This is a genomic window from Actinomadura rifamycini DSM 43936 (assembly GCF_000425065.1).
GTDB lineage: Bacteria > Actinomycetota > Actinomycetes > Streptosporangiales > Streptosporangiaceae > Spirillospora > Spirillospora rifamycini.
Genome location: NZ_KE384300.1, coordinates 467,813 through 492,226, shown reverse-complemented (window position 1 = coordinate 492,226; position 24,414 = coordinate 467,813). Strand labels below are relative to the sequence as shown.

Genomic DNA, 24,414 nt, shown 5'->3' with positions numbered 1-24,414 from the left:
CCCGGACGCGCGGTGCGTCCGGGGCCGGGTGCGTCCGTCAGAGTCCGGCGGCGGCGGCCAGCGCCTTCGCGCGGTCCGTGGACTCCCAGGAGAAGTCGGGCTCGGAACGGCCGAAGTGGCCGTAGGCGGCCGTCTGGGAGTAGATCGGGCGGAGCAGGTCGAGGTCGCGGACGATCGCGCCGGGACGCAGGTCGAAGACCTCGTCGACGGCCTTCTCGATCTTCTCCGGGTCGACCTTCTCGGTGCCGAAGGTCTCGACGAACACGCCGACGGGGTGCGCCTTGCCGATCGCGTAGGCGACCTGGACCTCGGCGCGGTCGGCGAGCCCGGCGGCCACGATGTTCTTGGCGACCCAGCGCATCGCGTACGCGGCGGAGCGGTCGACCTTGGACGGGTCCTTGCCGGAGAAGGCGCCGCCGCCGTGGCGGGCCATGCCGCCGTAGGTGTCCACGATGATCTTGCGGCCGGTGAGGCCCGCGTCGCCCATCGGGCCGCCGATCTCGAAGCGGCCGGTCGGGTTCACCAGCAGCCGGTAGCCCTCGGTGTCGAGCTCGAACGCGGCCAGCACCGGGTCGACCACGTGCTCCTTGACGTCGGGCGTCAGGAGCTCCTTGAGGTCGATGTCGGGGGCGTGCTGCGACGACACGACGACGGTGTCGAGGCGGACCCCGCGGTCGCCGTCGTACTCGATGGTGACCTGCGTCTTGCCGTCCGGGCGCAGGTAGGGGACGGTGCCCTCCTTGCGGACGGCCGACAGCCGCTGCGCGAGCCGGTGCGCCAGCGTGATCGGCAGCGGCATCAGCTCGGGGGTCTCGTTGGTGGCGTAGCCGAACATCAGGCCCTGGTCGCCCGCGCCCTGCCGGTCCAGCTCGTCGCCGCGCTTGTCGCGGTCGTCGCCCGAGCGGGTCTCGTAGGCGTCGTCGACGCCCTGCGCGATGTCGGGCGACTGGGCGCCGATGGACACCGACACGCCGCAGGAGTGGCCGTCGAAGCCCTTCTTGGACGAGTCGTAGCCGATCTCGAGGATCTTCTCCCGGATGATGCTCGGGATGTCCACGTAGGTCTCGGTGGTGACCTCGCCGGCCACGTGCACCTGGCCGGTCGTGATCATGGTCTCGACGGCGACCCGGCTCGTCGGGTCGTCCTTGAGCATCGAGTCGAGGATCGCGTCACTGATCTGGTCCGCGATCTTGTCCGGGTGTCCTTCGGTGACGGACTCGGAGGTGAACAGGCGGCGAGACACGTACGTGAACTCCTTGCAGCGGCTGCTGACTGACGTCGCAGGACGGATGGTTCTTCGGTTCGGCGGGGGTCGCCTCGCCCGGGCGACCCGAGGGTCCCAGCAGTCTAGCGGGACCGATCAGGATCGAGGTTTCAGGCGGGCGGCGACCAGATCCCACACGGTGTCGGCCAGTTCCTCCTTCGCGCCGCGCGGCACGTCGACGCTGGAGCCGTCCGCGTCGAGCACCACCGCCGCGTTGTCGGGCGTCCCGAACGCGAGGTTCTCGCCGACCTGGTTGACGACGAGGAGGTCGCTGCGCTTGCGGACGAGCTTGGCCCGGCCGTTGGCGAGGACGTCGTCGGTCTCGGCCGCGAACCCGACGATCACCTGGCCGGGGCGGCGGCGCTCGCCGAGCTCGGCGAGGATGTCGGGGTTCTTGACGAGCGCGATCGGCTCCGGCTCGCCGCCCGGCGTCTTCTTGATCTTCGACCCCTGGTAGGCGGCGGGCCGGAAGTCGGCCACGGCCGCGGCCATCACGACCGCGTCGGCGTCCCCGGCGGCCTCCAGGACGGCCTTGCGCATCTCCTCCGCGGACCCGACGGGCACGACGCGGGCGCCGGCCGGGTCGGGCAGGGCGACGTTGGCGGCGACGACCGTGACGCGGGCGCCCCGCGCGACGGCGGTGCGGGCGAGCGCGTACCCCTGCAGGCCGGACGAGCGGTTGCCGATGAACCGGACGGGGTCGATCGCCTCGCGCGTCCCGCCGGCGGAGACCACGACGTGCCGTCCGGCGAGGTCGCGCGCGGCGTCGCCGCGCTCCCGGTCGCCGCGCGCGAGGACGCGGCGGGCGACCTCGAACAGCTCGGCGGGGTCGGGCAGCCGCCCGGGGCCGGTGTCGGCGCCGGTGAGCCGCCCGGAGGCGGGCTCGACGACGATCGCGCCGCGGGCCCGCAGCGTCGCGACGTTGTCGCGGGTGGCGGGGTGCTCCCACATCTCGGTGTGCATCGCGGGCGCGAACACCACCGGGCAGCGGGCGGTGAGCAGGGTGTTGGTGAGCAGGTCGTCGGCCAGGCCGTGCGCGGCGCGGGCGAGTAGGTCGGCGGTGGCGGGCGCGACGAACACGAGGTCGGCGGTCTGCCCGAGCCGGACGTGCGGGACCTCGGAGACGCCGTCCCAGACGTTCGGGGACACCGGGTGGCCCGACAGCGCCGCCCAGGTGGGCTCGCCGACGAAGCGCAGCGCGTCCGCCGTGGGGACGACGCGCACGTCGTGGCCCGACTCGGTGAGCCGCCGCAGCAGCTCGCACACCTTGTACGCGGCGATGCCCGCGCCGACGCCGAGGACGACGCGGGGCTTACCGGTGCTCATGGCTGTCACTCTCCCGGCTCACCGGCCCGGCTCACGCTCCCCAGGCGCGGCGCCCGGTCCGTTCGGGCCGTGCCGCCGGTTCCGGCGGGCGGCCCGGGTGGTCTCAGCCCTCGATGGGCTCGGCGTTGAGGAGGCCCTCGCGCGTCTCGCGGAGCGCGATGGACAGGGGCTTCTCCTGCACCTGGGTCTCGACGAGCGGCCCGACGTACTCCAGCAGGCCCTCGCCGAGCTGGGCGTAGTAGGCGTTGATCTGCCGGGCGCGCTTGGCCGCGATGCTCACGAGGCCGTACTTGGTGTCGACGACCTCGAGGAGCTCGTCGATCGACGGGTTGGTGATGCCTTCGCTGCTGGCTGCCACTCCGTGGCCTTCCACTAGGGTGCGGGCCGTGTCCGCCGGAGGGCGGACTTCGGTCATTGAACAGCCATCAAGGCTAGCAGCTCGGAGCACACGTCCCGGACGGACGTGTTGACGAGCGTGACGTCGAACTCCTTCTCGGCGGCGAGCTCGACGCGGGCGGCGTCCAGGCGCCGTTCGATCACCTCGGGCGGCTCGGTGCCGCGGCCGGTGAGGCGGCGGACCAGCTCCTCCCAGGACGGCGGCGCGAGGAACACCAGCTGCGCCTGCGGCATGGTGCCCCGCACCTGCCGGGCGCCCTGCAGGTCGATCTCCAGCAGGACGGGCTCGCCGCGGGCGAGCCGCTCCTCGACGGGCTTGCGGGGGGTGCCGTAGCGGTTCCCGGCGAACTCGGCCCATTCGAGGAGCTCCCCTTCGGCGACGAGCCGGTCGAAACCGGCGTCGTCGACGAAGAAGTACTGCACGCCGTGCGTCTCGCCCGGGCGGGGGGCCCGGGTGGTCACCGAGACCGACAGCCACACCCGGGGGTGTGAGCGCCGGATCTCGGCGACGACCGTGCTCTTGCCGACGCCCGACGGCCCGGAGAGGACCGTCAGCCGACGGGCGAGCGGTTCGTGCGTGGGGGAGCCTTCCGGCGCAGTCATGGGTGCGCCGGAGTCGGACGAGGTGGTGCCCGCGCCGGGGCGCCCGCCGGGGAGCCCGGCACCGGTCGTCCCGGTGCCCGGCGCCCCGTTTCCGGGCAGCCCGGAGCCGGCCGCGGCGGTCAGACCGCCGCGCCCGTCCGTGAGTCGCGCGTCAGCGGTTCGCACTTCCGCCGAACTCACGCTCCAGGGAGGCGCGCTGGTTGGCGCCGAGGCCCCGCACGCGGCGGGACTCGGCGATGCCCAGGCGCTCCATGATCTGCTTCGCACGGACCTTGCCCACACCGGGCAGCGATTCCAGGAGGGCCGACACCTTCATCTTCCCGATGACGTCGTCGGACTGACCCTCCTTGAGAACCTCGGCGAGCGAGGTTCCCCCGTGCTTGAGCCGGTTCTTAACCTCGGCCCGCTCCTTGCGGGCCTTGGCAGCCTTCTCCAGGGCTGCGGCGCGCTGTTCGGGGGTTAGGGGCGGAAGAGCCACGCCGGGTCACCTCAGGTTTCCACTCGACGGAGTCGGACGGGTTGGGAAACTAGCGAGTTGTTGCCCCATAAGGCAACGTGAAGTGCCGTTTAGCCCACCACAAATTCACGAAAATCACTCCCCGGAGTGTCCTCAATACGGAGTGTACACAACTTGGACGGTCCGGAAGTCGACCCCTGCACCTTGCTGGGACTTTCGAAAGATCGTGAAAAACCCCCCATTCCAGCCCGGTTTGCGGCAGAAGGTACCGTTCGGCGGGACGCTCCGGGCCTCCGCCGCGGGGTCCGCGGCGCGCCGGCGGACCGTTCCGGCGACCGTCCGGAACCCCCGCGCGACGGCCCGTGTGAACCTCCCCACAGGGCGTCCCGACCGAGTGACGCTCGTCACGCCGCGCCGTTCCGCACGTCGCGGCGGTCGCGCAACTGCCATCCTCGACAACACCCGCCCGCCAAGATCATTCCCGTACCGGAGGCCCGCCGCCCGACACCGCTCCCCCGCCCCGCGCCCGCGGGCGCGCCTCCGCGCCCGTCCGCGCGAGAACGGTCCGGCCGGCGAGCCGGACGCCTTCCGCCGTCCGGGAAACGCTCCCGCGAGACCCGTTCGTGAACACCCGGCCCTTCCCCGCGTATCGCATTGCGGAAGTCCGGGAGGCGGCATTCGCGTGCCCGCCAATAACCGCAATGGGTGATCACGGCCCGCCCAACTGAGCGCCCACTGCACGCGATGCTAAATCCGGCTCGCAAAGCAAATCTCGCCATACGGACCTCCCCCGCCCCATAAAGCCGCGCACCCGCCGGCCATGACCCGACGCGTGACTTACCCCTGGTCAAGACGTCCCGCCGACACCCCTCGCCGAGGCGCCGCACGGCTCCGCGCGCGACCCGCTCCGGGCCCCGTCCGCCCGACATCTTCGCACGTCAGACCCGGTGCATCGCACCCGGGGTCACACCCGCACATCTCCGGCCCTGCACCCCAGACCGCGACACATGAGACATCTCACCCACACGCGGCCTCCATGACCCACACCATGACCCCGCTCTAGTCAAGCCGAGCCACGGGCGAGCCCGGCCAACGGTGGCCGTCCAGTCGACCACCGAGAGCAGCCAACGGGCGCTCCAGCCATCATCGAGACCCCGGCAGCACCGCCGCACACGGAGCGTGCCCGCCCGCAACGGCGCACCGAACGAGCGCGCCGCTGCCGGGGCGTCCGTCAGGCCACCGACACGCGGTCGGCCCGGGCCGTCATCGAGACACCGGCGCCGCCGCCGAACGCGGGGGCCTGGCCGCCGGCAAACGGCGGACGGGACGAGCGTGCCCTCGGCCGGGGCGTCCGCAAGGCCGCCGGCACGCCGGTGCTCGGAGCCGCCTGTAAGACGCCGGTGGCGTCGCCGGGGGCGGGGTGGGCCGGGGTGGCGGGTCAGGGGGTTGCGGGGGGTTCGGTGGTGGTGCGGCGGAGGGCGGCGGCGAGGGCGGCGGCGGCCGCGCCCGGGTCCGGGGCGCCGGTGATCGGGCGGCCGACGACGAGGAGGTCGGCGCCCGCGGCGAGGGCCTGCTCGGGCGTCGCGACGCGGGCCTGGTCCTGGACGTCGGCGCCCGCGGGGCGCACGCCGGGGGTGATGAGCGTGATGCCCGGGCCGACCTCGGCGCGGACGGCGGCGGCCTCCTGCGGGGAGCACACCAGCGCCTGCGCGCCCGCCTCGACGGCCAGGACGGCCAGGCGGCGGACGGCGTCCGGGGCGGGGCCCTCGATGCCGAGCCGGGCGAGATCGGCGTCCCCGAGGGACGTCAGCACCGTCACCGCGGCGATCTTGGTGGCGGGGGCGGCGTCCACGGCCTCGCGGATCATGGCGGGCCCGCCGGCGGCGTGCACGGTGAGGAAGGACGGCTTGAGCCGCGCGACGGCGCGCGCCGCGCCCCGGACGGTGGCGGGGATGTCGTGGAGCTTGAGGTCCAGGAACACCTGCACGCGGCTGGCGCCCCGGACGCTCGCGACGACGTCCGGGCCGTACCGCAGGTACAGCTCCAGGCCGACCTTGACGGTCGAGACGTGCGGCGTGACCAGGGTGGCCCAGCGCGCGGCCGTCTCGAGGTCGGGCGCGTCCAGCGCGACGGCGATGGGGGCGGCGGTCACGTTCTCTCCTTCTGGGGCTCGTCGGGCCGCACCTGCGGCGGCACGTAGCCGGCGGGCCGGTGGGCCAGCCCGACGGCGTCGGCGAGGCTCCCGATCCCGCGGGCCGCGAGGGCCTCGTCGAGTTCGCGCAGGATGCGGGGGCCGGCCGTGGGGTCGTGGAACAGGGCGGTGCCGACGGCGACGGCCGACGCCCCGGCGAGGACGAACTCCAGCGCGTCCATGCCGGTGGCGATGCCGCCGACGCCGACGATCGGGGTGCGGGGCAGCGCGGCGTGCACCTGGTAGACGCAGCGGACGGCGACCGGGCGGATCGCCGGGCCCGACAGCCCGCCGGACACGCCGGTGAGGGCGGGCCGCAGCGTGTGCGGGTCGATCGCCATGCCCTCCATGGTGTTGATCAGGGTGAGCCCGTCCGCGCCCGCGTCGACGCACGCCAGCGCGATCGTGACGATGTCGGTGGCGTCCGGGGCGAGCTTGGCCAGCACGGGGACGCCGGAGCGGGTGTGCTCGCGGACGGCGCGGACGACGGCGGCGGCGGCCGCCGGGTGCCGGCCGAAGGTCCCGCCGCGGTCGCCCGCGTTCGGGGCGGCGAGGTTGACCTCGAGGGCGGCGACGCCGGGCACGCCGCGCAGCCGCCGGGACAGGTCGCCGTACTCCTCGACGCTGTTGCCCGCGACGGACACGATCGTGCGGACGTCCTGCTCGATGAGCCACGGCAGGTCGTGTTCGAGAAAGGTCTCGATGCCGGGGCCGGGGAGGCCCATGGCCGTGAGGAGCCCGCTCGGGGTCTCGGCCACACGCGGCGTGGGTCGTCCCGCGCGCGCTTGCGGCATCACCGATGTCGTGACGAACGCCCCGAGGCGGGAGAGTTCGAAGAACTGGGCCAGCTCGCGTCCGGTGCCGCCGCACCCGGAGGCGGTCAGGACGGGGTTGGCCAGGCCCAGCGGGCCGATCGAGGTCCACAGCCGGTCGCTCACCGCTCGCTCCCCTCCGTGACGCCCCGCGCGCCCGGCGACAGCACGCGCGGCGCGCCGAGCGCGTCGAACGGGATGGTGCCGAGGTCGCCCCAGCGGACGCGGTCGCCGCGCAGGACGGGCCCGTCCGCGCAGGCGCGCACCATGCGGGTGACGCCGTCGTCGCCGTGGACGGGCAGCACGCACGTCATGCAGACGCCGGTGCCGCACGCGCCCGTCTTCTGCATGAACTCCTCGACCGACACCTGGGACGGCAGCCCGAAGTCCCCGGCGGTCTGGGTGACCGAGCGGAGCAGGTCGGTGGGACCGCACCCGTAGACGACGTCGGCGGCCGTCTCGTCGATCACGCGGGGCAGCACGTCGCGGACCGTCCCGCGGTCGCCGAGCGTCCCGTCCGCCGTGACGACGGTGGCGCTGTCGCCGATGCGCTGCGCCATCCGCGACCCGAACACCTGCCGGTCGGACGGGCCGCCGAGGACGAAGTGGACGCGGCAGCCGCGCCGCAGCAGCGAGTCGGCGAGCGCGAACAGCACCGCGCCGCCGGGGCCGCCGCCGACCAGCAGGCAGTTCACCGGGTCGCGGGGCAGCCGGAACGGGCGGCCGAGCGGGCCGAGGAGGTCGAGCTGGTCGCGGGAGCGCAGCCCGGCGAGCCAGCCGGTGCCGGGCTCGGTGTCGGCGAACACGACCTCGACGGTGCCGCCGTAGTCGGACTTGACCTCGTGGACCCCGAAGCAGCGGCGGACGAGCCGGGCCGTCTGCCGGCCGCCCACCGCCACCGCGATGAACTGGCCGGGCCGGAACCGCTCGGCGATGGCCGGGGCGACCAGCGTCATCGCGTGGTAGTCCTGCACCTGGCGGACCGTCAGGACCGTCGCCGACGTCTGCACCGGTGTGTCGGACACCCGTCTCCCTCTCCTCGTCGCCTCGCCGCGGCGGCGTCCGCGGGTGGGCGGGCGGCCCGGGTCGTCCGTGGGCGTGCGGCCGTGCGCGCCGCTGAGCCGCTCGGCGTGCTCCTGCAGGGAGCGGACGCCGATCTGCCCGCCCGCGACGGCCTCGATGCCCTGGACGGCGGCGGCGAGCCCCTGCACGGTCGTGACGCACGGTACGCCGCGCAGCACGGCCGCGGTACGGATCTCGTACCCGTCGAGCCGGGGCCCGGACTGGCCGGGGCCGCCGAAGGGAGTATTGACGATGAGGTCCACTTCGCCGTCGAGGACGCGCCGCACGATCGTGGGCTCGCCGTCCGGTCCGGGGCCCTCGCTGTGCTTGCGCACGATCTTGGCATGGACGCCGTTGCGGTGCAGGACCTCGGCGGTCCCCTCCGTGGCAAGAATCTCAAAGCCCAGGTCAGCGAGGCGCTTCACCGGGAACACCATGTGCCGCTTGTCCCGGTTCGCCACGGAGACGAACGCCCGGCCCTTGGTCGGCAGCGAGCCGTAGGCGGCCTGCTGCGACTTGGCGAACGCCGTGCCGAACACCTCGTCGATGCCCATGACCTCGCCCGTCGAGCGCATCTCCGGGCCGAGGACGGTGTCGACGCCCTGGCCGTGCGCGTTCCGGAACCGGTCGAACGGCAGGACGGCCTCCTTCACCGCGATCGGCGCGTCCAGCGGGAGGTTCCCGCCGTCGCCGGTCGCGGGCAGCAGGCCCTCGGCGCGCAGCTCGGCGACCGTCGCGCCCATCATGACGCGGGCGGCGGCCTTCGCGAGCGGCACGGCGGTCGCCTTGGACACGAACGGGACGGTCCGGGACGCGCGCGGGTTCGCCTCCAGGACGTACAGGACGCCCGCGGACAGCGCGTACTGGACGTTCATCAGCCCGCGCACCCCGACGCCGCGGGCGAGCGCCTCGGTGGCCTCGCGGATGCGGCGGACGTCGTCGTGCCCGAGGGTGATCGGCGGGAGCGCGCACGCGGAGTCGCCGGAGTGGATGCCGGCCTCCTCGATGTGCTCCATGACGCCGCCGAGGTAGAGGTCCTCGCCGTCGAACAGGGCGTCGACGTCGATCTCGATGGCCTCGTCCAGGAACCGGTCGACCAGCACCGGGTGCTCGGGGCTCGCCTCGGTGGCGCGGGCCATGTACGACTCGAGCGTGGCGTCGTCGTAGACGATCTCCATGCCGCGCCCGCCGAGCACGTAGGACGGCCGCACGAGCACCGGGTAGCCGATCTCCGCGGCGATGTCGCGCGCCTCGTCGTACGAGGCGGCGGTGCCGTGCTTGGGCGCGAGGAGCCCCGCGCGGTGCAGGACGCGGCCGAACGCGCCGCGCTCCTCGGCGAGGTGGATGCTCTCCGGGGACGTGCCGACGATCGGGACGCCCGCGTCCTTGAGCTTCTGCGCGAGGCCGAGCGGGGTCTGCCCGCCGAGCTGGACGATCACGCCCGCGACCTCGCCGGTCTGCTGCTCGGCGTGCACGACCTCCAGGACGTCCTCGAGGGTGAGCGGCTCGAAGTACAGCCGCCCGGACGTGTCGTAGTCGGTGGAGACCGTCTCGGGGTTGCAGTTGACCATGACGGTCTCGTAGCCCGCCTCGGCCAGCGTGAAGGACGCGTGGACGCACGAGTAGTCGAACTCGACGCCCTGCCCGATGCGGTTCGGGCCGCTGCCGAGGATCAGCACCTTCGGCTTCGTCCCGGCCGGGACCTCGGTCTCCTCGTCGTAGGCCGAGTACAGGTACGGGGTCCGCGCCTCGAACTCGGCGGCGCAGGTGTCGACCGTCAGGTAGACGGGGCGGATGCCGAGGGCGTGCCGGACCTCCCGGACGACCTCCTCCGACAGGCCCCGCAGCTCGCCGATCTGTGCGTCGGAGAAGCCGTGCCGCTTGGCGGCGAGGAGCTTCTCGCGGGTGAGCGCGTCGTCGGCGGTGCGGATCTCCTCGGCGACGGTGTTGATCGCGGCGATCTGGTCGAGGAACCAGGGATCGATGCCGGTGGCCGAGTACAGGTCGTGGAGGGTCGCGCCGGCCCAGAGCGCGCGCTGCACGTCGCGGAGCCGTCCCTCGTGCGGACGGGACGCGGACTCGACCAGCGCGGCGGCGTCGAGGCCCGAGGCGTCGTCCCGGCCCGCCCAGGCGAACGAGGAGCCTTTCTGCTCGAGCGAGCGCAGCGCCTTCTGCAGGGCCTCGGTGAAGCAGCGGCCGATGGCCATGGCCTCGCCCACCGACTTCATGTGGGTGGTGAGGGTGCCGTCGGCGCCGGGGAACTTCTCGAACGCGAACCGCGGGACCTTCACCACGACGTAGTCGAGCGTGGGCTCGAACGACGCGGGCGTCTCGCGGGTGATGTCGTTCGGGATCTCGTCGAGGGTGTAGCCGATCGCGAGCTTCGCGGCGATCTTGGCGATCGGGAAGCCGGTGGCCTTGGACGCCAGCGCGGACGACCGCGACACCCGCGGGTTCATCTCGATGACGATCATCCGGCCGGTGCCGGGCTGCACCGCGAACTGGATGTTGCAGCCGCCGGTGTCGACGCCGACCTCGCGGATCACCGCGATCGCGACGTCCCGCATGTTCTGGTACTCGCGGTCGGTCAGCGTCATCGCGGGCGCGACGGTGATCGAGTCGCCGGTGTGCACGCCCATCGGGTCGAGGTTCTCGATGGAGCACACGATGACGACGTTGTCGGCGCGGTCGCGCATGACCTCGAGCTCGTACTCCTTCCAGCCGAGGATCGACTCCTCGAGGAGCACCTCGCTGGTCGGGGACGCGTCGAGGCCCGCGCCGGCGATGCGGCGCAGGTCGTCCTCGTCGTGGGCGAAGCCGGAGCCGCGGCCGCCCATGGTGAACGACGGCCGCACGACGAGCGGGTAGCCGAGCTCGCCCGCCGCCGCCGTGACCTCGTCCATCGTGCGGCAGATGACGGACCGGGCGGACTCGGCGTTCAGGCCCTGCTCGCGGGCGACCTTGGCGACGATCTCCTTGAACTTCTCGCGGTCCTCGCCGGCCTGGATCGCGTCGACGTCGGCGCCGATCAGCTCGACGCCGTACCGCTCGAGGACGCCGCTCTCGAACAGCGCGATCGCGGTGTTGAGGGCCGTCTGGCCGCCGAGCGTCGGCAGCAGCGCGTCCGGCCGCTCCTTGGCGATGATCTTCTCGACGACCTCGGGGGTGATCGGCTCGACGTAGGTGGCGTCGGCGAACTCCGGATCCGTCATGATCGTCGCGGGGTTGCTGTTGACCAGCGTGACGCGCAGGCCCTCGGCCTTGAGGACGCGGCACGCCTGGGTGCCCGAGTAGTCGAACTCGCACGCCTGGCCGATCACGATCGGCCCGGAGCCGATCACCAGGACGGACGTCAGGTCTTCGCGGCGCGGCATTACCTCGACCCCTCCATCATCTCGCAGAAACGGTCGAACAGGCCGGACGCGTCGTGCGGGCCCGCCGCGGCCTCCGGGTGGTACTGGACGCTGAACGCGGGGCGGTCGAGCAGCCGCAGGCCCTCGACGCAGCCGTCGTTCAGGTTCACGTGGGTGACCTCGGCGCGCCCGTACGGGGTGTCGAACGGGCCGTCGGCCGGCGCGTCCACGGCGAACCCGTGGTTGTGGGCCGACACGTCGACCTTGCCGGTCGTCCGGTCCTGCACGGGCTGGTTGATGCCCCGGTGGCCGAACCGCAGCTTGTAGGTGCCGAGGCCGAGGGCGCGGCCGAAGATCTGGTTGCCGAAGCAGATGCCGAAGAACGGCTTGCCGGCGTCCAGGACGCCCCGCAGCGCGTCCACCGCGTAGCCGGCGGCGGACGGGTCGCCGGGGCCGTTGGAGAAGAACACGCCGTCGGGGTCCAGGGCGAGGATGTCGGCGGACGTCGCGGTGGCGGGCAGCACGTGCACCTCGCAGCCCCGCTCGGCCATCCGGTGCGGCGTCATCGCCTTGATGCCGAGGTCGACGGCGGCGACGGTGAAGCGCTTCTCCCCGATCGCCGGGACGGTGTACGGCTCGGCCGTCGAGACGTCGCGGGCGAGGTCGGCGCCCTCCATCGAGGGGCTCCGCCGGACGCGCTCCAGCAGCGCGTCCGGACCGGCGGCCGCGGCGGCGCCGCTGAAGATCCCGGCGCGCATGGCGCCGCGGTCGCGCAGGTGGCGGGTCAGCGCCCGGGTGCCGGGGATCGCGATGCCGACCACGCCCTGGTCGCGCAGCGCCGACCCGAGCGAGCCGGTGGCGCGCCAGTTGGACGCGACGCGCGCGGGCTCGCGGACCACGTACCCGGCGACCTGGATGCGGCCGGACTCGGGGTCCTCGTCGTTCACGCCCGTGTTGCCGATGTGCGGGGACGTCATGGCCACGATCTGCCGCGCGTACGACGGGTCGGTGAGGGTCTCCTGGTAGCCGGTCATCCCGGTGTTGAAGACCATCTCGCCGAAGGTCTCGCCCTCGGCCCCGTACGCGGCCCCGTGGAACACCCTGCCGTCTTCCAGAACGAGCAGAGCAGGGTTCATTGGAGCTTCCCTTCCAGGACGGTCGGCTCGCCGCGCAGGAACGTCGCCACGACGCGTCCAGGCAGCTCCAGCCCGGCGAACGGGGTGTTGCGGCTCTTGGAGGTCATGGCGGACGGGTCCACGGCGCGGCGCGGCGACGGGTCGTACAGCGTGATGTTGGCGGGCGACCCCGTCTCGAGCGGACGTCCCTGCCCGGACAGGCGGCCGATGCGCGCGGGCCGGTACGCCATGCGGTCGGCGACGCCGGCCCAGTCGAGCAGGCCGGTGTCGACCATGGCCTCCTGGACGACCGGCAGCGCGGTCTCGAGGCCGATCATGCCCATCGCGGCGACCGCCCACTCGGTCTCCTTCGCCTCGACCGGGTGGGGGGCGTGGTCGGTGGCGACGCAGTCGATGGTGCCGTCGGCGAGCGCGTCCCGCAGGGCGTGGACGTCCTCGGCGGTGCGCAGCGGCGGGTTCACCTTGAAGATCGGGTCGTAGGACTCGGCGCGCGTGTCGTCGAGCAGCAGGTGGTGCGGGGTGACCTCGGCGGTCACCGGGCAGCCCTTGCTCTTCGCCCACCGGATGACGTCGACCGAACCGGCGGTGGACACGTGGCAGACGTGCAGCCGCGACCCGACGTGCTGGGCGAGCAGGACGTCCCGGGCGATGATCGCCTCCTCGGCGACCGCGGGCCAGCCGCGCAGCCCCAGCGCGGCCGACACCTCGCCCTCGTTCATCTGCGCGCCCTCGGTGAGCCGCGGCTCCTGCGCGTGCTGCGCGACGACGCCGTCGAACGCCTTCACGTACTCCAGCGCGCGCCGCATGATGACGGCGTCGGAGACGCAGTGCCCGTCGTCGGAGAACACCCGGACGGACGCGGCGGAGTCGGCCATCGCGCCGAGTTCGGCGAGCTGCTCGCCCGCGATGCCGCGGGTGACGGCGCCGACGGGCTGCACGTCGCAGTACCCGGCCTCGCGGCCGAGCCGCCACACCTGCTCGACGACGCCGGCGGTGTCGGCGACCGGGTCGGTGTTGGCCATCGCGTGGACGGCCGTGTAGCCGCCCATCGCGGCGGCCTTCGTGCCGGACTCGACGGTCTCGGCGTCTTCGCGGCCGGGCTCGCGCAGGTGGGTGTGCAGGTCGACCAGGCCGGGCAGGGCGATCAGCCCGGCGGCGTCGACGACCTGCGCGCCCGCGGCGTCCAGGCCGGCGCCGACCTCGGTGATGACGCCGCCGCGGACGAGGATGTCGGCGGGCTCGCCGCCGAGGAGCCGCGCGCCCTTGATCAGCGTGGTCGTGGCGGGGGTTTCGGTCACGGGGAGACCTCCTGGCCGATGGCGGGCTCGGAGCCTCCGAGCAGCAGGTAGAGGACGGCCATGCGGGCGCTGACGCCGTTGGCGACCTGCTCGACGATGGTGGAGCGGACCGAGTCGGCGACCTCGGCGGCGATCTCGACGCCGCGGTTCATCGGCCCGGGGTGCATGACGATCGCGTGCTCGGGGAGCTGCGCCATCCGGTCGGCGTCCAGGCCGTAGCGGCGGCTGTACTCGCGCACGGTCGGGAAGTACGCGGCGTTCATCCGCTCCTGCTGGACGCGCAGCATCATGACCACGTCGCTCTTCGGCAGGACGGCGTCCAGGTCGTAGGAGACCCGGCACGGCCAGGTACCGATCGCGACCGGCAGCAGCGTCGGCGGCGCGACGACGGTGACGTCGGCGCCGAGGGTGTCCAGCAGCAGGACGTTGGAACGCGCCACCCGGCTGTGCAGGACGTCCCCGACGATCGTGATCCGGCGGCCCTCCAGGTCGCCGAGGCGGCGGCGCATCGTGAACGCGTCCAGCAGCGCCTGGGTCGGGTGCTCGTGGGTGCCGTCGCCGGCGTTGACGACGCTGCCCCGCACCCAGCCCGCGAGGCGGTGCGGGGCGCCGGACGCGCCGTGCCGGATGACGACGCCGTCGGCGCCCATCGCCTCGAGCGTCAGCGCGGTGTCCTTCAGGCTCTCGCCCTTGGACACGCTGGACCCCTTCGCGGAGAAGTTGATGACGTCCGCGGAGAGCCGCTTCGCGGCGGCCTCGAACGAGATCCGGGTGCGGGTGGAGTCCTCGAAGAACAGGTTGACGACCGTGCGGCCGCGCAGCGTCGGCAGCTTCTTGATCGAGCGGCCCGCGACCTGCGCCAGCTCCTCGGCGGTGTCGAGGACGAGCAGCGCGTCGTCGCGGGTCAGGTCGGCGGCGGAGATCAGGTGGCGGTTCACTCGGCGCCTCCCGCCGGGCCGGGGACCGGGGAGCCGACCGGCTCGGGGACCGGGCCGAGCAGCACCGCGTCGCGGCCGTCGTTCTCGTCCAGCAGCACCTTGACGGTCTCGCGCATCGACGTCGGCAGGTTCTTGCCCACGTAGTCGGCGCGGATCGGCAGCTCGCGGTGCCCGCGGTCGACCAGGACGGCGAGCTGGACGGCGCGCGGCCGGCCGAGGTCGTTGAGGGCGTCGAGCGCCGCGCGGACCGTCCGTCCGGAGAACAGGACGTCGTCGACCAGCACCACGACGCGGTCGTCGACGCCGTCGGACGGCAGTTCGGTGCGGCCGAGGGCGCGCGCGGGACGCATCCGGAGGTCGTCCCGGTACATGGTCACGTCGAGGGATCCCCACGGCACCGGGCGCCCCTCCACCTCGCGCAGCAGGCCCGCCAGCCGCTCGGCCAGCGTCACCCCGCGCGTCTGGATGCCCAGCAGCAGGACGTCGTGCCCGCCCTTGGTGCGTTCGAGGATCTCGTGGGCGATCCGGGTCAGCGCACGGCGGATGTCGGGACCCTCGAGCACGGCCTTCGGCCGGGGGTCACCCTCCGCGGCGCGCGACCCCACAGGCCGTGGCGGCCTGGAGGCAGCATTCACCTCGGAAACCTCCTTTCCCGCCTCACTGGACGGGCCTTAAAGGACGTCTTGTCCCCCACACGTTAGCAGTCGGCGGGAACTGCCCCGTCCCCGGGCGGGGTCGTATCATCCCTGGTGAGAGGGGTCACACTCGGCCGGTCGAACGCGTGGAACGGCCGTCCGGGCGCCGTTCCCGCCCGGGCCCGGGGCCCCCGGGAGGTCCGAACCGAGACCTGCGGATTCGACCGCTTTTTTCCAATCAGCTTGACCTGGGGCCCGCACCGTTTTACCGTCACTGTCCGTAACCATCCCTGGAGACGGGGTCTTGAGGCGCATTGGCTTCGGGATTCTGTCGGTTCTCCGGCATCGGCCGGGAACCAATCGACGACGAAAGTGAGCCTGGGGGGCCAAGAATGCCGTCTGAATACGCAAAGGCTCTCGGCGCGCGCCTGCGCGCCATCCGCACCCAGCAGGGGCTGTCCCTGCACGGCGTGGAAGAGAAGTCCCGAGGCCGCTGGAAGACCGTCGTCGTGGGTTCGTACGAGCGGGGCGACCGCGCCGTCACCGTTCAGAAGCTGGCCGAGCTCGCCGATTTCTACGGCGTGCCGGTTTCCGAGTTGCTGCCCGGCGGAGCCGCGCCGAGCCCGCTCGGGCCTACACCGAAGCTCGTGATCGACCTCGAGCGGCTGCAGCAGCTTCCGAAGGACAAGGCCGGTCCTCTCGCCCGTTACGCCGCGACGATTCAGAGCCAGCGGGGCGACTACAACGGGAAGGTCCTGTCCATCCGTCAGGAGGACCTGCGTTCACTCGCGGTCATCTATGACAAGTCTCCTACGGAGCTGACCGAGGAGCTCATCTCCTGGGGCGTCCTCGACCCGGAGGCGCGCCGCGCCGTCGAGTCGTTCTGATCCACCGCCTCGCACGACGGGGGTCCGGGTCCGCCCGGGCCCCCGTCCGCGTGTCCGCCCGCCCGCGGACGCCGCGCCGCGCGCGGCCAGCAGGGCCAGCGGGAGCACGGCCGCCATCGCCGCCGCGCTCAGCGCGAACCCGGCGGTGAACCCCCGCTCCCCCGGCACGCCCGCCACGATCACCGCGCTGACCTGGGTGCCCAGCGACGCCCCGACCGTCCGGATCAGCGTGTTGACGCCCGTCGCCGCGCCCGTCTCCCCCGCCGGGACGGCCTGCACCACCAGCGTCGCGACCGCCGCGTAGGCGAGGCCGAGGCCCACGCCGCGGGCGGTGCCGCCGACGTACAGGTGCCACAGCTCCGCGTGCGCGAACGTGACGAACAGGTACCCGGCGCCCGTCAGCGCCGCCCCGGCGAACAGCACGGCGCGCGACCCGATCCGCCGGTCCAGCGCCCCCGCCGCCGCGCCCGCCAGCGTCATCCCGATGCTCGCGGGGAGCTGGAGCACCGCCGCCTGCGTCGCGCTGCCACCGAACCCGTGGCCGGTGTCCTCGGGGAGCTGGACCAGCAGCGGGAACAGCAGCCCTCCCGCCATCAGCGCGTAGCCCGACAGCAGCGACGCCGCGTTGGCCGTCCACACCCCGCGGAGCCGCATGATCCGCGGGTCGACGATCGGCTCCCGCACCCGCGTCTCGACCCGCAGCCAGACCGCGGCCGTCACCGCCGACACCGCGAGCAGCCCCAGCACGCCCGGCGACGTCCAGCCCCAGAACGTCCCCTGGGTGAGCGCCGCCAGCGCCGCCACGAGCCACCCCGCGAACAGCACCGCGCCCCACCAGTCCACCCGGGCGCCCGCGCGGGGCGGCGACGCCGGCACCGCGAACCAGGCGGCGGCCAGCCCCGGGACGAGCCCGAGCACCGGCACCCACAGCAGCCACCGCCACCCGAGCAGGTCGATGATCGGCCCGGCCATGCACCACGACAGCGCGCCGCCGAGCCCCAGCATCGACGACATCAGGCCCACGGCGGACGCCGTCCGCTCGGGCGGCACCACGGCGCGGATGATGGTGTAGGCGAGCGGGAACACGCCGGCGCCGACGCCGCTCAGCACCCGGCCGGCGAGCATGACCGGCAGCGACCCCGCCGACGCGGCCACGACCATCCCGGCCGTCGCCGCCGCGAGCACCGCCAGCAGCACCCGGCGCGGCCCGTACAGGTCGCCGAGCCGGCCCACGACCGGCGTCGCCACGGCCGCCGACAGCGTCATCGCCGTCAGCGCCCACGCCGCGCCCGCGGGCGTCGTGCCGAGCCCCGCCTGGATCTGCGGCAGCGCCGGGGTGACGACCGCCATCGACAGCGAGTAGGCCGCCACGCCGAGGAACGCCAGCAGCGGCACCAGCCCCCGCCCGCCCCGCGCCGCCACGTCCGCCCCTCCTTACTTCGCTCCCCTAACAATCTCATATGCCCACAAAAGCCGCGCGGGGAGTTCCGGGGCCGCCACCGGCGCGCACACCCGACGAAGGAGCGGGCGTCCGGTCCGAGCACTGCGGCGGCGTCACCGATGACAAGGGGATCTTCCGGAGGGCCGCCCATCGCGTGGGTCAAGGACCCGGCGGGCACCGCCCTCTCCGTCCTGAAGAGGGGTCAGGGCTCTCCCGCGACGCCCCGGGCCCGCAGGTCGGCCGCCTCGTCGCCGGTCATCCCGAGGACGTCCCGCAGGACCTCGGCGGTGTGCTCGCCGAGGGCCGGCGCGGGGACGGGCGGGGCCTGCCCGCCGAACACCAGCGGGGAGCCGGGCGCCAGGTGCGGGCCGACGCCGGGCTGGTCGAGCTCGCCCATGAGCGGCCGCCCGTCCAGGTCCCGCGCCACCTCCCCGAAGTCCCGGTACCGCGACCAGAGGACGGACGTGCCGTCCAGGGCATCCGCGATCTCCGCGCACGTCCGCGCCCCGAACCACGAGGCGAGGACGCCGCCGACCGCCTCCCGGTGCCGGTACCGGTCCCCGGCCGTCCCGAAGTCCGCCCGCAGCGCCCGCTCGAGCGCCGCCACGACGTCCCCGAGGCCGGTCGCGGCGACGAGGTCGCGCCACTGCCGCCCGGTGACCACGGCGAGCATGACGCGCCCGTCCGCGGTCGCGAAGTCGCGCCCGAACTCGCCGAACAGGTGGTTGCCGAGCCGCTCGCGCGGCGCCCCGAGCTGCGCCTCCGCGAGGTACCCCAGGTTCCCGGCGGTCGCCAGCGCGACGTCGTCGAGGGCGACCCGCAGCCGGGAGCCCTCGCCCGTCCGCAGCCGGTGCCGCTCCGCCGCGAGCAGCCCCGCCGCCAGGTAGAGCCCGCAGACGACGTCCCACACCGGCAGCGCGTGGTTCACCGGCGCGCCGTCCCGCCCGGTGATCGCCGGGAATCCGGACGCCGCGTTCACCGTGTAGTCGACCGCGGTGCCCCCGTCCCGCCGCCCCACGAGCTGGACGTGCACGAGGTCGGGCCGCCGCGCCGCCAGGTCGCCGGGGGCGAGGCCGCCGCGCGGCGGCGCGTTCGTCAGCACGGTCCCGCACTCGGCCGCGAGCCGCGCCGCGACGCCGCGCCCCTCGGCGGACCGCAGGTCCACGGTGACCGACCGCTTCCCCTTGTTGAGCCCCGCCCAGTACAGGCTGCGCCCGGACGGCGCCAGCGGCCACCGGTCGATGTCGGGCCCGCCGCCGACCTGGTCCACCCGGATGACCTCGGCGCCGAGCTGCGCGAGCGTCATCCCGCCCAGCGGCGCGGCGACGAAGCTGGAGATCTCGACGATGCGCATCCCGGCGAGCGGCAACAGTGCGTCCATCCGCACATGCCTACCACCCGCCGAACCCCGCCCCCGAGCCCGCCCTGTGGCGCCCCTGCAACGCCGCGGGGCGATGGAACGACCCGGCATCGGGGGCGATCCGTCCGCCCCGGTCCTCGCTCACGCGGCCGTAGCCGCCAACGGCCGGACGGCCCCGTGCGGCCTCGCTCGCGCCCTACGCCCGGCCCGCGCCCACGGCAGCCCCTACGGCGTCCCCCATGGCGCCGAAGCCACAGAGCAGCATCCACAGGACGGCGGCCGCGGCACCGTCCCCATGGCGGCGCCCGCAGGAGGTGGCCGCGGCGGCGCCTCCATGGCCACCTCCACCGGGCGGTAGCCGCGGGACGACGTCCACAGGGCGGCAGCCGCACCGCCGTCCTCATCGCGACGTCCACCGGGCGGCAGCCGCGCCGCCGTCCCCATGGCGGCGCCCGCGGGAGGTGGCCGCGGCGGTATCTCCATGGCGACCTCCACCGGGCAGTAGCCGCGGGACGGCGTCCACAGGGCGGCAGCCGCACCGCCGTCCTCATCGCGACGTCCACCGGGCGGTAGCCGCCGGACGGCGTCCACAGGGCGGCAGCCGCGCCGCCGTCCCCATGGCGGCGCCCGCAGGGGCAGCCGCGGCGGCGCCTCCATCGCGACCTCCACCGGGCGGTAGCCGCGGGACGGGGTCCACAGGGCCATGGCGGCGCCCGCAGAGGGTGGCCGGGGGCGGCTTCTGTGGGGAGGCCGGGTCGGGGCGGTGCTCGGTCAGGGGAGCGGTCCGCCCCGGCCCGGCGGGGCCGTCCCGGGGAGGTGGGACGGGCCCCGGGGAGGGGTCAGTTGGCGTCGGTGAACGGCAGCGCGGTCTGGCCCGCGATGCCGAGGCAGTCCTCGACGAGGGAGACGAAGATCTCGGCGTCGTGCAGGAGTTCCTCGGCCTCGCGGACGGTGACGGCGCGGGGCAGGCCGGCCTCGGCGGCGGCGCGCTTGTCGGCGCCGGCGGCGAAGAAGGCGGCCCACTCGCGCAGGGCGGGCTCGGCCTCGGGCAGCAGCACCCACACGCTGCGGGGGCGGCCGCGGCGGTGCGTCTCCACGGGGTCGCGGGAGGCCAGCACCGCGGCGGCGGCGCGCAGCGCGGCGAGGTGGGCGCAGACGTAGCGGACGGCGGGCGTGGTCGCCTCGGCGGCCTCGGCGAGGCCCGTGCGGGCGGCCTGGAGCTGGCCGGCGGCGGTGTGCGCCGGGCGCGGCGCGGGCCTCGGACGCCGCCGCGGGCTCGGCGGGCCGGACAGTGCGGCGGAGTGGACTGCGGTCGTCGTTGCGGACATGGCTGCCTCCTTCCGGGGCTCGGGCCGGCCGGGCGGAGAGCTTCCCCTCACTCCGCCCGGCCCACGGCCCCCGCCGGCACATCGCCGCCGGCGGGGGCGTCGCCCTGATACGGGCCGCGAGTCCCGCATCACGTCGAACATAAGTTCGACGCACTCACAGTAAACCTCCCTCGTGACGATTCGTCAACGTGTTCGAACGGAGCGGCGTGCGCAGGTCGGTTAGGGTGCGGGCATGCATCCGAACGCCGAACACGTCGCGCGCGTGCTGCGCGAGCACGGGGTCGAGGGCGAGGTCGTCGAACTGCCGGAGGCGGCGCGGACGGCGCGGGCCGCGGCCGAGCAGCTGGGGTGCGAGGTCGGCGCCATCGCCAACAGCCTGGTGTTCGACGCGGACGGCGCGCCGCTGCTGGTGCTGACGAGCGGGGCGCACCGGGTCGACACCGCGAAGGTCGCCGCGCTCGCGGGCGCGGCGACGGTGCGGCGGGCGACGCCCGAGTTCGTCCGGGAGGCGACGGGCCAGCCGATCGGCGGCGTGGCGCCGGTGGGCCATCCGGCGCCGATCCGCACGCTCGTGGACGTCTGGCTGGACGGGCACGAGCGGGTGTGGGCGGCGGGCGGCCACCCGCACACCGTGTTCCCGACGTCGTACGAGGAACTGCTCAAGATCACCGGGGGCGACCCGGCGGAGGTGGAGTGATGACGGAGATCTGGCACAACCCGCGCTGCTCCAAGAGCCGCGCCGCGAAGGCCGCGCTGGACGAGGCGGGCGTCGCCTACACCGAGCGGCGGTACCTGGACGAGCCGCCGACGGCCGAGGAGCTGGACGCCGTCCTCGCCCGGATCGGCGCGGAGCCGTGGGAGGTCGCGCGGCTGAACGAGCCCGTCGCGAAGGAGCTCGGGCTGAAGGACCTGGAGCACGACCGGGCGCGGTGGATCGAGCTCATGGTCGCCAACCCGGTGCTCATCCAGCGGCCCATCGTGGTGACGGACGGCGCCGCCGTCGTCGCCCGCGACGAGGCCGCTGTCGGCAAAGCCCTCGACAGCCTGTGACGACGGTGTGATTCTGGGAGACGACCCCGACGTTCGGTGACCCCCGGAGGACCGATGACCGCGCAGATGCGCACGGGCCCGGCCGCCCGCGACCCGAACTTCCGGGGGATCGACCCGCCCGCGCTGGATCGGCTCATCAAGCAGATGCAGGACGCGCAGAACGCGATCCGGGGCTGGCTGAACGGGCACCGCCCGCCCGCCGGTGTGTCCGCGGCGGGGTACCGGCAGGCCGACGAGGTCGCGCAGTGGGTCGGGAACCAGCTCGGGATGCTGTCGCGCCGCTACGGCTACGCGATGACGCACCCGGACGGCGGGTCGATGCGGCCGCCGTCCGGTCCCGCGCCGGCGCCGGAGACGGGACGGGCGCCGGTGGAGGCCGCCGGCGGCGCGCCCGCGGCGCCGGTCGCGCCGCCCCGCCGCGACCCGGTGGCGGAGGCCCCGCGGGCCCCGGGCGCGGGACGGGCGGGGACGCCGGCCCCGGGCGGGCCGGCCTCGCGCGGCGCGGGCGACATCGGGAGCCACCCGGACCGGCGGACGGCGGAGAAGGCGGCGGAGGCGGACGCGCGGGCCCTGCGGGCGGCGTTCGCGGACGACGCGGCCGTCCCGGCCGCGGTGTGGGCGCGGCTGAAGGCCGACGCCGACGACCCCGACTACACCGCGCGGCTGTACGAGCGGCTGGGCCCGGCGGGCGCCGCGCGGCTGCTCGCCGGGGCCGAGGGCGACGAGGCGCGGCTGCGGGTGGTCCGGGAGTCGCTGGGCATGGCGAGCAACGGGGTCCGCATGGACGCCGGGTGGCTGCGGGCGTTCCTGGCCGAGGCCGGGCGCGCGGACGTCCGGCCGGTGGCCGTGCGGGTCATCGCGGGCGCCGACTGGAGCGCGGGCACGCGGGAGGCCGTCCGCGAGCTGGACCTGACGACGTCGCGGCCGGCCTCATGAGCGCGCCGCCGCCGCCGGGGAGCCTGCCGCCGCCGATCGAGGGCGCGGCGGCGGGTGCGCTGGCGCCGACGGAGCGCCCCAACCCGGCGTACGGGGAGCTCTACCGGGCGTACGCGGACGCCTACGGCGGGATCGACCGGCTCCGGCAGGCGCTCGACGCGCCCGTGAAGACCCTCGGCGGGACGGACGCGTGGCTCGGCCCGGAGGCCCGCCGGTGGGGGACGGCCCTCGACGCGGAGCGGGCGCGGCTGCGGCAGGCGGCGGACCAGATCCTGTGGGACGTCTACGACCGGCTGTCGGCCACACCCAGGACCCTCCCCCGGGTCTAGGCTCGGGCGGGTGAGGGACGCGAAGCTGCGCGAGATCGACGAACGGGCCTTCCTGCGCAGGCTGGATCCGCTGCTGGACGTGTACGCGGCGGCGATGGACCCGCCGCGCGAGCAGCTGCCGGGGCGGCGCACGATTCTGGAGCGGCACGCGCGGTACCCGGGTTTCCGGGCGTTCGTGGCGGAGCGGCGGGGCGGGCCGGTGCGCCTGCCGAGGCCGCTGCACGGGCTGGCGTACGGGTTCCACGGCGAGCGCGGCCAGTGGTGGCACGACGTGGTGCTCGAGGCGCTCACCGCGCGGGGCGGCCCGGAGCACGCGGCGGCGTGGCTCGCGGACGCCTTCGAGGTCGCGGAGCTGCACGTCCGCCCGGACGCGCAGGGGCGGGGGCTCGGCCGGGCGCTGCTGGCGGCGCTGTGCGAGGGCAGGCCGGAGCGGACGGTGGTGCTGTCGACGCTGGAGCGGCGGCCGGACACCCCCGCCCGCCGGCTCTACCGGTCGGTCGGCATGGTGGACCTGCTGACCGACTTCGAGTTCCCGGGCGGCGGGCCCCGTTACGCGGTGATGGGCGGGACGCTGCCGCTGGCCGCGGGCGCGGCGCCGCAGTAGCCGCCGGCCTCGAGCAGCCCGTACACCTCCCGCGTCGCCGTCGACTTGTTGAACGTGATGAAGTGGATGCCGGGGGCGTCCTGGTCGAGGAGTTCGCGGCACAGTTCGGCGGCGTGCTCGATGCCGAGCCGCCGGACGGCCTCGGGGTCGTCGGCGACGGCGTCGAAGCGGGCCTTGACCTCGGGCGGGAACGGGGCGCCGGACAGCTGCTCGGACCGCTCGATGGTGCTCAACCGCGTGACCGGCATGATCCCGGGGATGATCGGGATGTCGCCGCCCGCGGCGGCGACGCGGTCGCGCAGCCGGAAGTAGTCCTCGGCGCGGAAGAACATCTGCGTGATGGCGTAGTCGGCGCCGGCGCGGCACTTCTCGACGAAGTACCGGGTGTCGCTCTCGATGTCGGGCGAGCGCGGGTGCTTGTAGGGGAAGGCGGCGACGCCGACGCTGAAGTCGCCGGTGGCGCGGATGAGCCGGACGAGGTCGGCGGCGTACTCGACGCCGTCGGGGTGCTTGACCCACTCCCCCATCGGGTCGCCGGGCGGGTCGCCGCGCAGCGCGAGCATGTTGCGGACGCCCGCGGCGGCGAGCCGTCCGATGAGGTGGCGGAGCTCGGCCTGGGAGTGGTCCACCGCGGTGAAGTGGGCGACGGGGGTGAGGGTGGTGTCGGTGGCGATCCGCTCGACGATGTCGACGGTGGTGTCGCGGGTGCCGCCGCCGGCGCCGTAGGTGACGGAGACGAACGTGGGCCGCAGCGGCTCGAGCTCGCGGATCGTACGCCAGAGGGTCCGCACGCCCTTCTCGCTCTTGGGCGGGAAGAACTCGAAGGAGAAGGACCTTCCCTCGGTGGCGAGCAGCTCGCGGACTGTGGGGGGCCGTTCGGGGCGCACGGATCGCATCCCACCAGCGTACAGAAGGGGCCGGCGGCGGGCCGGGGGCCCGGGCGGGTTCCGGTTGGACCGCACGTTTACGCCCAGTTGTCACTTAATGGCGGAGATTTCCTAAGATCGG

At 74.5% G+C, this 24,414-nt stretch carries 22 protein-coding genes and 1 pseudogene; 6 read left to right on the top strand and 17 right to left on the bottom strand.

Annotated features, from left to right (window positions below):
* Positions 1-37: 37 nt before the first annotated feature.
* The 13 genes and pseudogenes from metK to pyrR form a co-directional block, all read right to left on the bottom strand.
* Complete coding sequence (gene metK / locus H505_RS0135685; RefSeq protein WP_026405774.1) at positions 38-1,243, bottom strand: methionine adenosyltransferase; 1,206 nt, start codon at positions 1,241-1,243, stop codon at positions 38-40.
* Positions 1,244-1,360: 117 nt separating this feature from the next.
* A complete protein-coding gene (gene coaBC / locus H505_RS0135680; RefSeq protein ID WP_026405773.1) occupies positions 1,361-2,590 on the bottom strand; it encodes a bifunctional phosphopantothenoylcysteine decarboxylase/phosphopantothenate--cysteine ligase CoaBC in 1,230 nt (409 codons plus the stop codon).
* 103 nt (positions 2,591-2,693) lie between these two features.
* Positions 2,694-2,948: a DNA-directed RNA polymerase subunit omega gene (rpoZ, locus tag H505_RS0135675; protein ID WP_026405772.1), complete on the bottom strand. Its 255-nt coding sequence runs from the start codon at positions 2,946-2,948 to the stop codon at positions 2,694-2,696.
* 53 nt (positions 2,949-3,001) lie between these two features.
* Positions 3,002-3,589: a guanylate kinase gene (gene gmk / locus H505_RS0135670; RefSeq protein WP_026405771.1), complete on the bottom strand. Its 588-nt coding sequence runs from the start codon at positions 3,587-3,589 to the stop codon at positions 3,002-3,004.
* A gap of 151 nt (positions 3,590-3,740) precedes the next feature.
* Positions 3,741-4,067 (bottom strand): integration host factor, actinobacterial type, encoded by a 327-nt coding sequence (mihF, locus tag H505_RS0135665; RefSeq protein ID WP_026405770.1) that lies wholly within the window; start codon positions 4,065-4,067, stop codon positions 3,741-3,743.
* Between the two features lie 1,417 nt (positions 4,068-5,484).
* Positions 5,485-6,198, bottom strand: coding sequence for an orotidine-5'-phosphate decarboxylase (gene pyrF, locus H505_RS0135660; protein WP_026405769.1), 714 nt, complete (start codon positions 6,196-6,198; stop codon positions 5,485-5,487).
* On the bottom strand, positions 6,195-7,175 hold the full coding sequence (locus H505_RS0135655; RefSeq protein ID WP_026405768.1) for a dihydroorotate dehydrogenase: 981 nt from the start codon (positions 7,173-7,175) through the stop codon (positions 6,195-6,197). Before H505_RS0135655 ends, pyrF begins: the two co-directional genes overlap by 4 nt.
* Positions 7,172-8,074: an iron-sulfur cluster-binding protein gene (locus H505_RS50840; RefSeq protein WP_125620401.1), complete on the bottom strand. Its 903-nt coding sequence runs from the start codon at positions 8,072-8,074 to the stop codon at positions 7,172-7,174. The genes H505_RS0135655 and H505_RS50840 overlap by 4 nt, the downstream gene beginning before the upstream one ends.
* Positions 8,075-8,161: 87 nt before the next feature.
* Positions 8,162-11,485: pseudogene (carB, locus tag H505_RS46515) on the bottom strand (carbamoyl-phosphate synthase large subunit); the annotation flags it as partial.
* The gene (carA, locus tag H505_RS0135645) at positions 11,485-12,600 is read right to left on the bottom strand and encodes a glutamine-hydrolyzing carbamoyl-phosphate synthase small subunit (RefSeq protein WP_026405767.1); all 1,116 of its coding nucleotides are present in this window, start codon (positions 12,598-12,600) and stop codon (positions 11,485-11,487) included. The pseudogene carB and the gene carA, both read right to left, overlap by 1 nt.
* Positions 12,597-13,898 carry a dihydroorotase gene (locus H505_RS0135640; RefSeq protein WP_026405766.1) on the bottom strand — a complete coding sequence of 434 codons (1,302 nt, stop codon included), beginning with the start codon at positions 13,896-13,898 and terminating at the stop codon, positions 12,597-12,599. The genes carA and H505_RS0135640 overlap by 4 nt, the downstream gene beginning before the upstream one ends.
* Entirely contained in the window at positions 13,895-14,836 is a 942-nt protein-coding gene (locus H505_RS0135635; RefSeq protein ID WP_026405765.1) for an aspartate carbamoyltransferase catalytic subunit, read from the bottom strand. Before H505_RS0135635 ends, H505_RS0135640 begins: the two co-directional genes overlap by 4 nt.
* Positions 14,833-15,441, bottom strand: coding sequence for a bifunctional pyr operon transcriptional regulator/uracil phosphoribosyltransferase PyrR (gene pyrR / locus H505_RS46510; RefSeq protein ID WP_051301525.1), 609 nt, complete (start codon positions 15,439-15,441; stop codon positions 14,833-14,835). Before pyrR ends, H505_RS0135635 begins: the two co-directional genes overlap by 4 nt.
* Before the next feature lie 422 nt (positions 15,442-15,863).
* Between pyrR and bldD the strand changes: the two genes are divergently transcribed.
* Positions 15,864-16,358 carry a transcriptional regulator BldD gene (bldD, locus tag H505_RS0135625; protein ID WP_026405764.1) on the top strand — a complete coding sequence of 165 codons (495 nt, stop codon included), beginning with the start codon at positions 15,864-15,866 and terminating at the stop codon, positions 16,356-16,358.
* Here the strand turns inward: bldD and H505_RS46505 are convergent.
* The 3 genes from H505_RS46505 to H505_RS0135610 all read right to left on the bottom strand — a co-directional run bounded on the left by H505_RS46505 (position 16,254) and on the right by H505_RS0135610 (position 20,487).
* Positions 16,254-17,780, bottom strand: coding sequence for an MFS transporter (locus H505_RS46505; RefSeq protein WP_245592717.1), 1,527 nt, complete (start codon positions 17,778-17,780; stop codon positions 16,254-16,256). The genes bldD and H505_RS46505 overlap by 105 nt on opposite strands.
* 221 nt (positions 17,781-18,001) lie before the next feature.
* On the bottom strand, positions 18,002-19,180 hold the full coding sequence (locus H505_RS0135615; protein WP_026405763.1) for a CoA transferase: 1,179 nt from the start codon (positions 19,178-19,180) through the stop codon (positions 18,002-18,004).
* Between the two features lie 818 nt (positions 19,181-19,998).
* Positions 19,999-20,487: an SAV_6107 family HEPN domain-containing protein gene (locus tag H505_RS0135610; protein WP_026405762.1), complete on the bottom strand. Its 489-nt coding sequence runs from the start codon at positions 20,485-20,487 to the stop codon at positions 19,999-20,001.
* Positions 20,488-20,719: 232 nt separating this feature from the next.
* Between H505_RS0135610 and H505_RS0135605 the strand changes: the two genes are divergently transcribed.
* Genes H505_RS0135605 through H505_RS0135585 form a run of 5 tightly spaced genes read left to right on the top strand, consistent with a single transcriptional unit; the run spans position 20,720 to position 23,406 of the window.
* On the top strand, positions 20,720-21,184 hold the full coding sequence (locus H505_RS0135605) for a YbaK/EbsC family protein (RefSeq protein ID WP_026405761.1): 465 nt from the start codon (positions 20,720-20,722) through the stop codon (positions 21,182-21,184).
* A complete protein-coding gene (locus H505_RS0135600) occupies positions 21,184-21,537 on the top strand; it encodes an arsenate reductase family protein (protein WP_026405760.1) in 354 nt (117 codons plus the stop codon). Before H505_RS0135605 ends, H505_RS0135600 begins: the two co-directional genes overlap by 1 nt.
* Before the next feature lie 54 nt (positions 21,538-21,591).
* Positions 21,592-22,473, top strand: a complete 882-nt coding sequence (locus H505_RS0135595; RefSeq protein WP_026405759.1) for a hypothetical protein — start codon at positions 21,592-21,594, stop codon at positions 22,471-22,473.
* Complete coding sequence (locus tag H505_RS0135590; protein WP_026405758.1) at positions 22,470-22,802, top strand: hypothetical protein; 333 nt, start codon at positions 22,470-22,472, stop codon at positions 22,800-22,802. The genes H505_RS0135595 and H505_RS0135590 overlap by 4 nt, the downstream gene beginning before the upstream one ends.
* Before the next feature lie 10 nt (positions 22,803-22,812).
* A complete protein-coding gene (locus H505_RS0135585) occupies positions 22,813-23,406 on the top strand; it encodes a GNAT family N-acetyltransferase (RefSeq protein ID WP_245592716.1) in 594 nt (197 codons plus the stop codon).
* On the opposite strand, the gene metF is transcribed toward H505_RS0135585, so the two are convergent.
* Complete coding sequence (gene metF / locus H505_RS46500; RefSeq protein ID WP_034521335.1) at positions 23,352-24,302, bottom strand: methylenetetrahydrofolate reductase [NAD(P)H]; 951 nt, start codon at positions 24,300-24,302, stop codon at positions 23,352-23,354. The genes H505_RS0135585 and metF overlap by 55 nt on opposite strands.
* Positions 24,303-24,414 lie beyond the last annotated feature (112 nt).

Coding starts and splice junctions, on each gene's coding strand:
- coaBC (WP_026405773.1), bottom strand. CDS start 2,590: ATGAGCACCGGTAAGCCCCGCGTCGTCCTCGGCGTCGGCGCGGGCATC.
- H505_RS0135595 (WP_026405759.1), top strand. CDS start 21,592: ATGACCGCGCAGATGCGCACGGGCCCGGCCGCCCGCGACCCGAACTTC.
- carA (WP_026405767.1), bottom strand. CDS start 12,600: ATGAACCCTGCTCTGCTCGTTCTGGAAGACGGCAGGGTGTTCCACGGG.
- gmk (WP_026405771.1), bottom strand. CDS start 3,589: ATGACTGCGCCGGAAGGCTCCCCCACGCACGAACCGCTCGCCCGTCGG.
- H505_RS0135590 (WP_026405758.1), top strand. CDS start 22,470: ATGAGCGCGCCGCCGCCGCCGGGGAGCCTGCCGCCGCCGATCGAGGGC.
- bldD (WP_026405764.1), top strand. CDS start 15,864: ATGCCGTCTGAATACGCAAAGGCTCTCGGCGCGCGCCTGCGCGCCATC.
- metF (WP_034521335.1), bottom strand. CDS start 24,302: ATGCGATCCGTGCGCCCCGAACGGCCCCCCACAGTCCGCGAGCTGCTC.
- H505_RS0135610 (WP_026405762.1), bottom strand. CDS start 20,487: ATGTCCGCAACGACGACCGCAGTCCACTCCGCCGCACTGTCCGGCCCG.
- H505_RS0135605 (WP_026405761.1), top strand. CDS start 20,720: ATGCATCCGAACGCCGAACACGTCGCGCGCGTGCTGCGCGAGCACGGG.
- H505_RS0135615 (WP_026405763.1), bottom strand. CDS start 19,180: ATGGACGCACTGTTGCCGCTCGCCGGGATGCGCATCGTCGAGATCTCC.
- H505_RS0135600 (WP_026405760.1), top strand. CDS start 21,184: ATGACGGAGATCTGGCACAACCCGCGCTGCTCCAAGAGCCGCGCCGCG.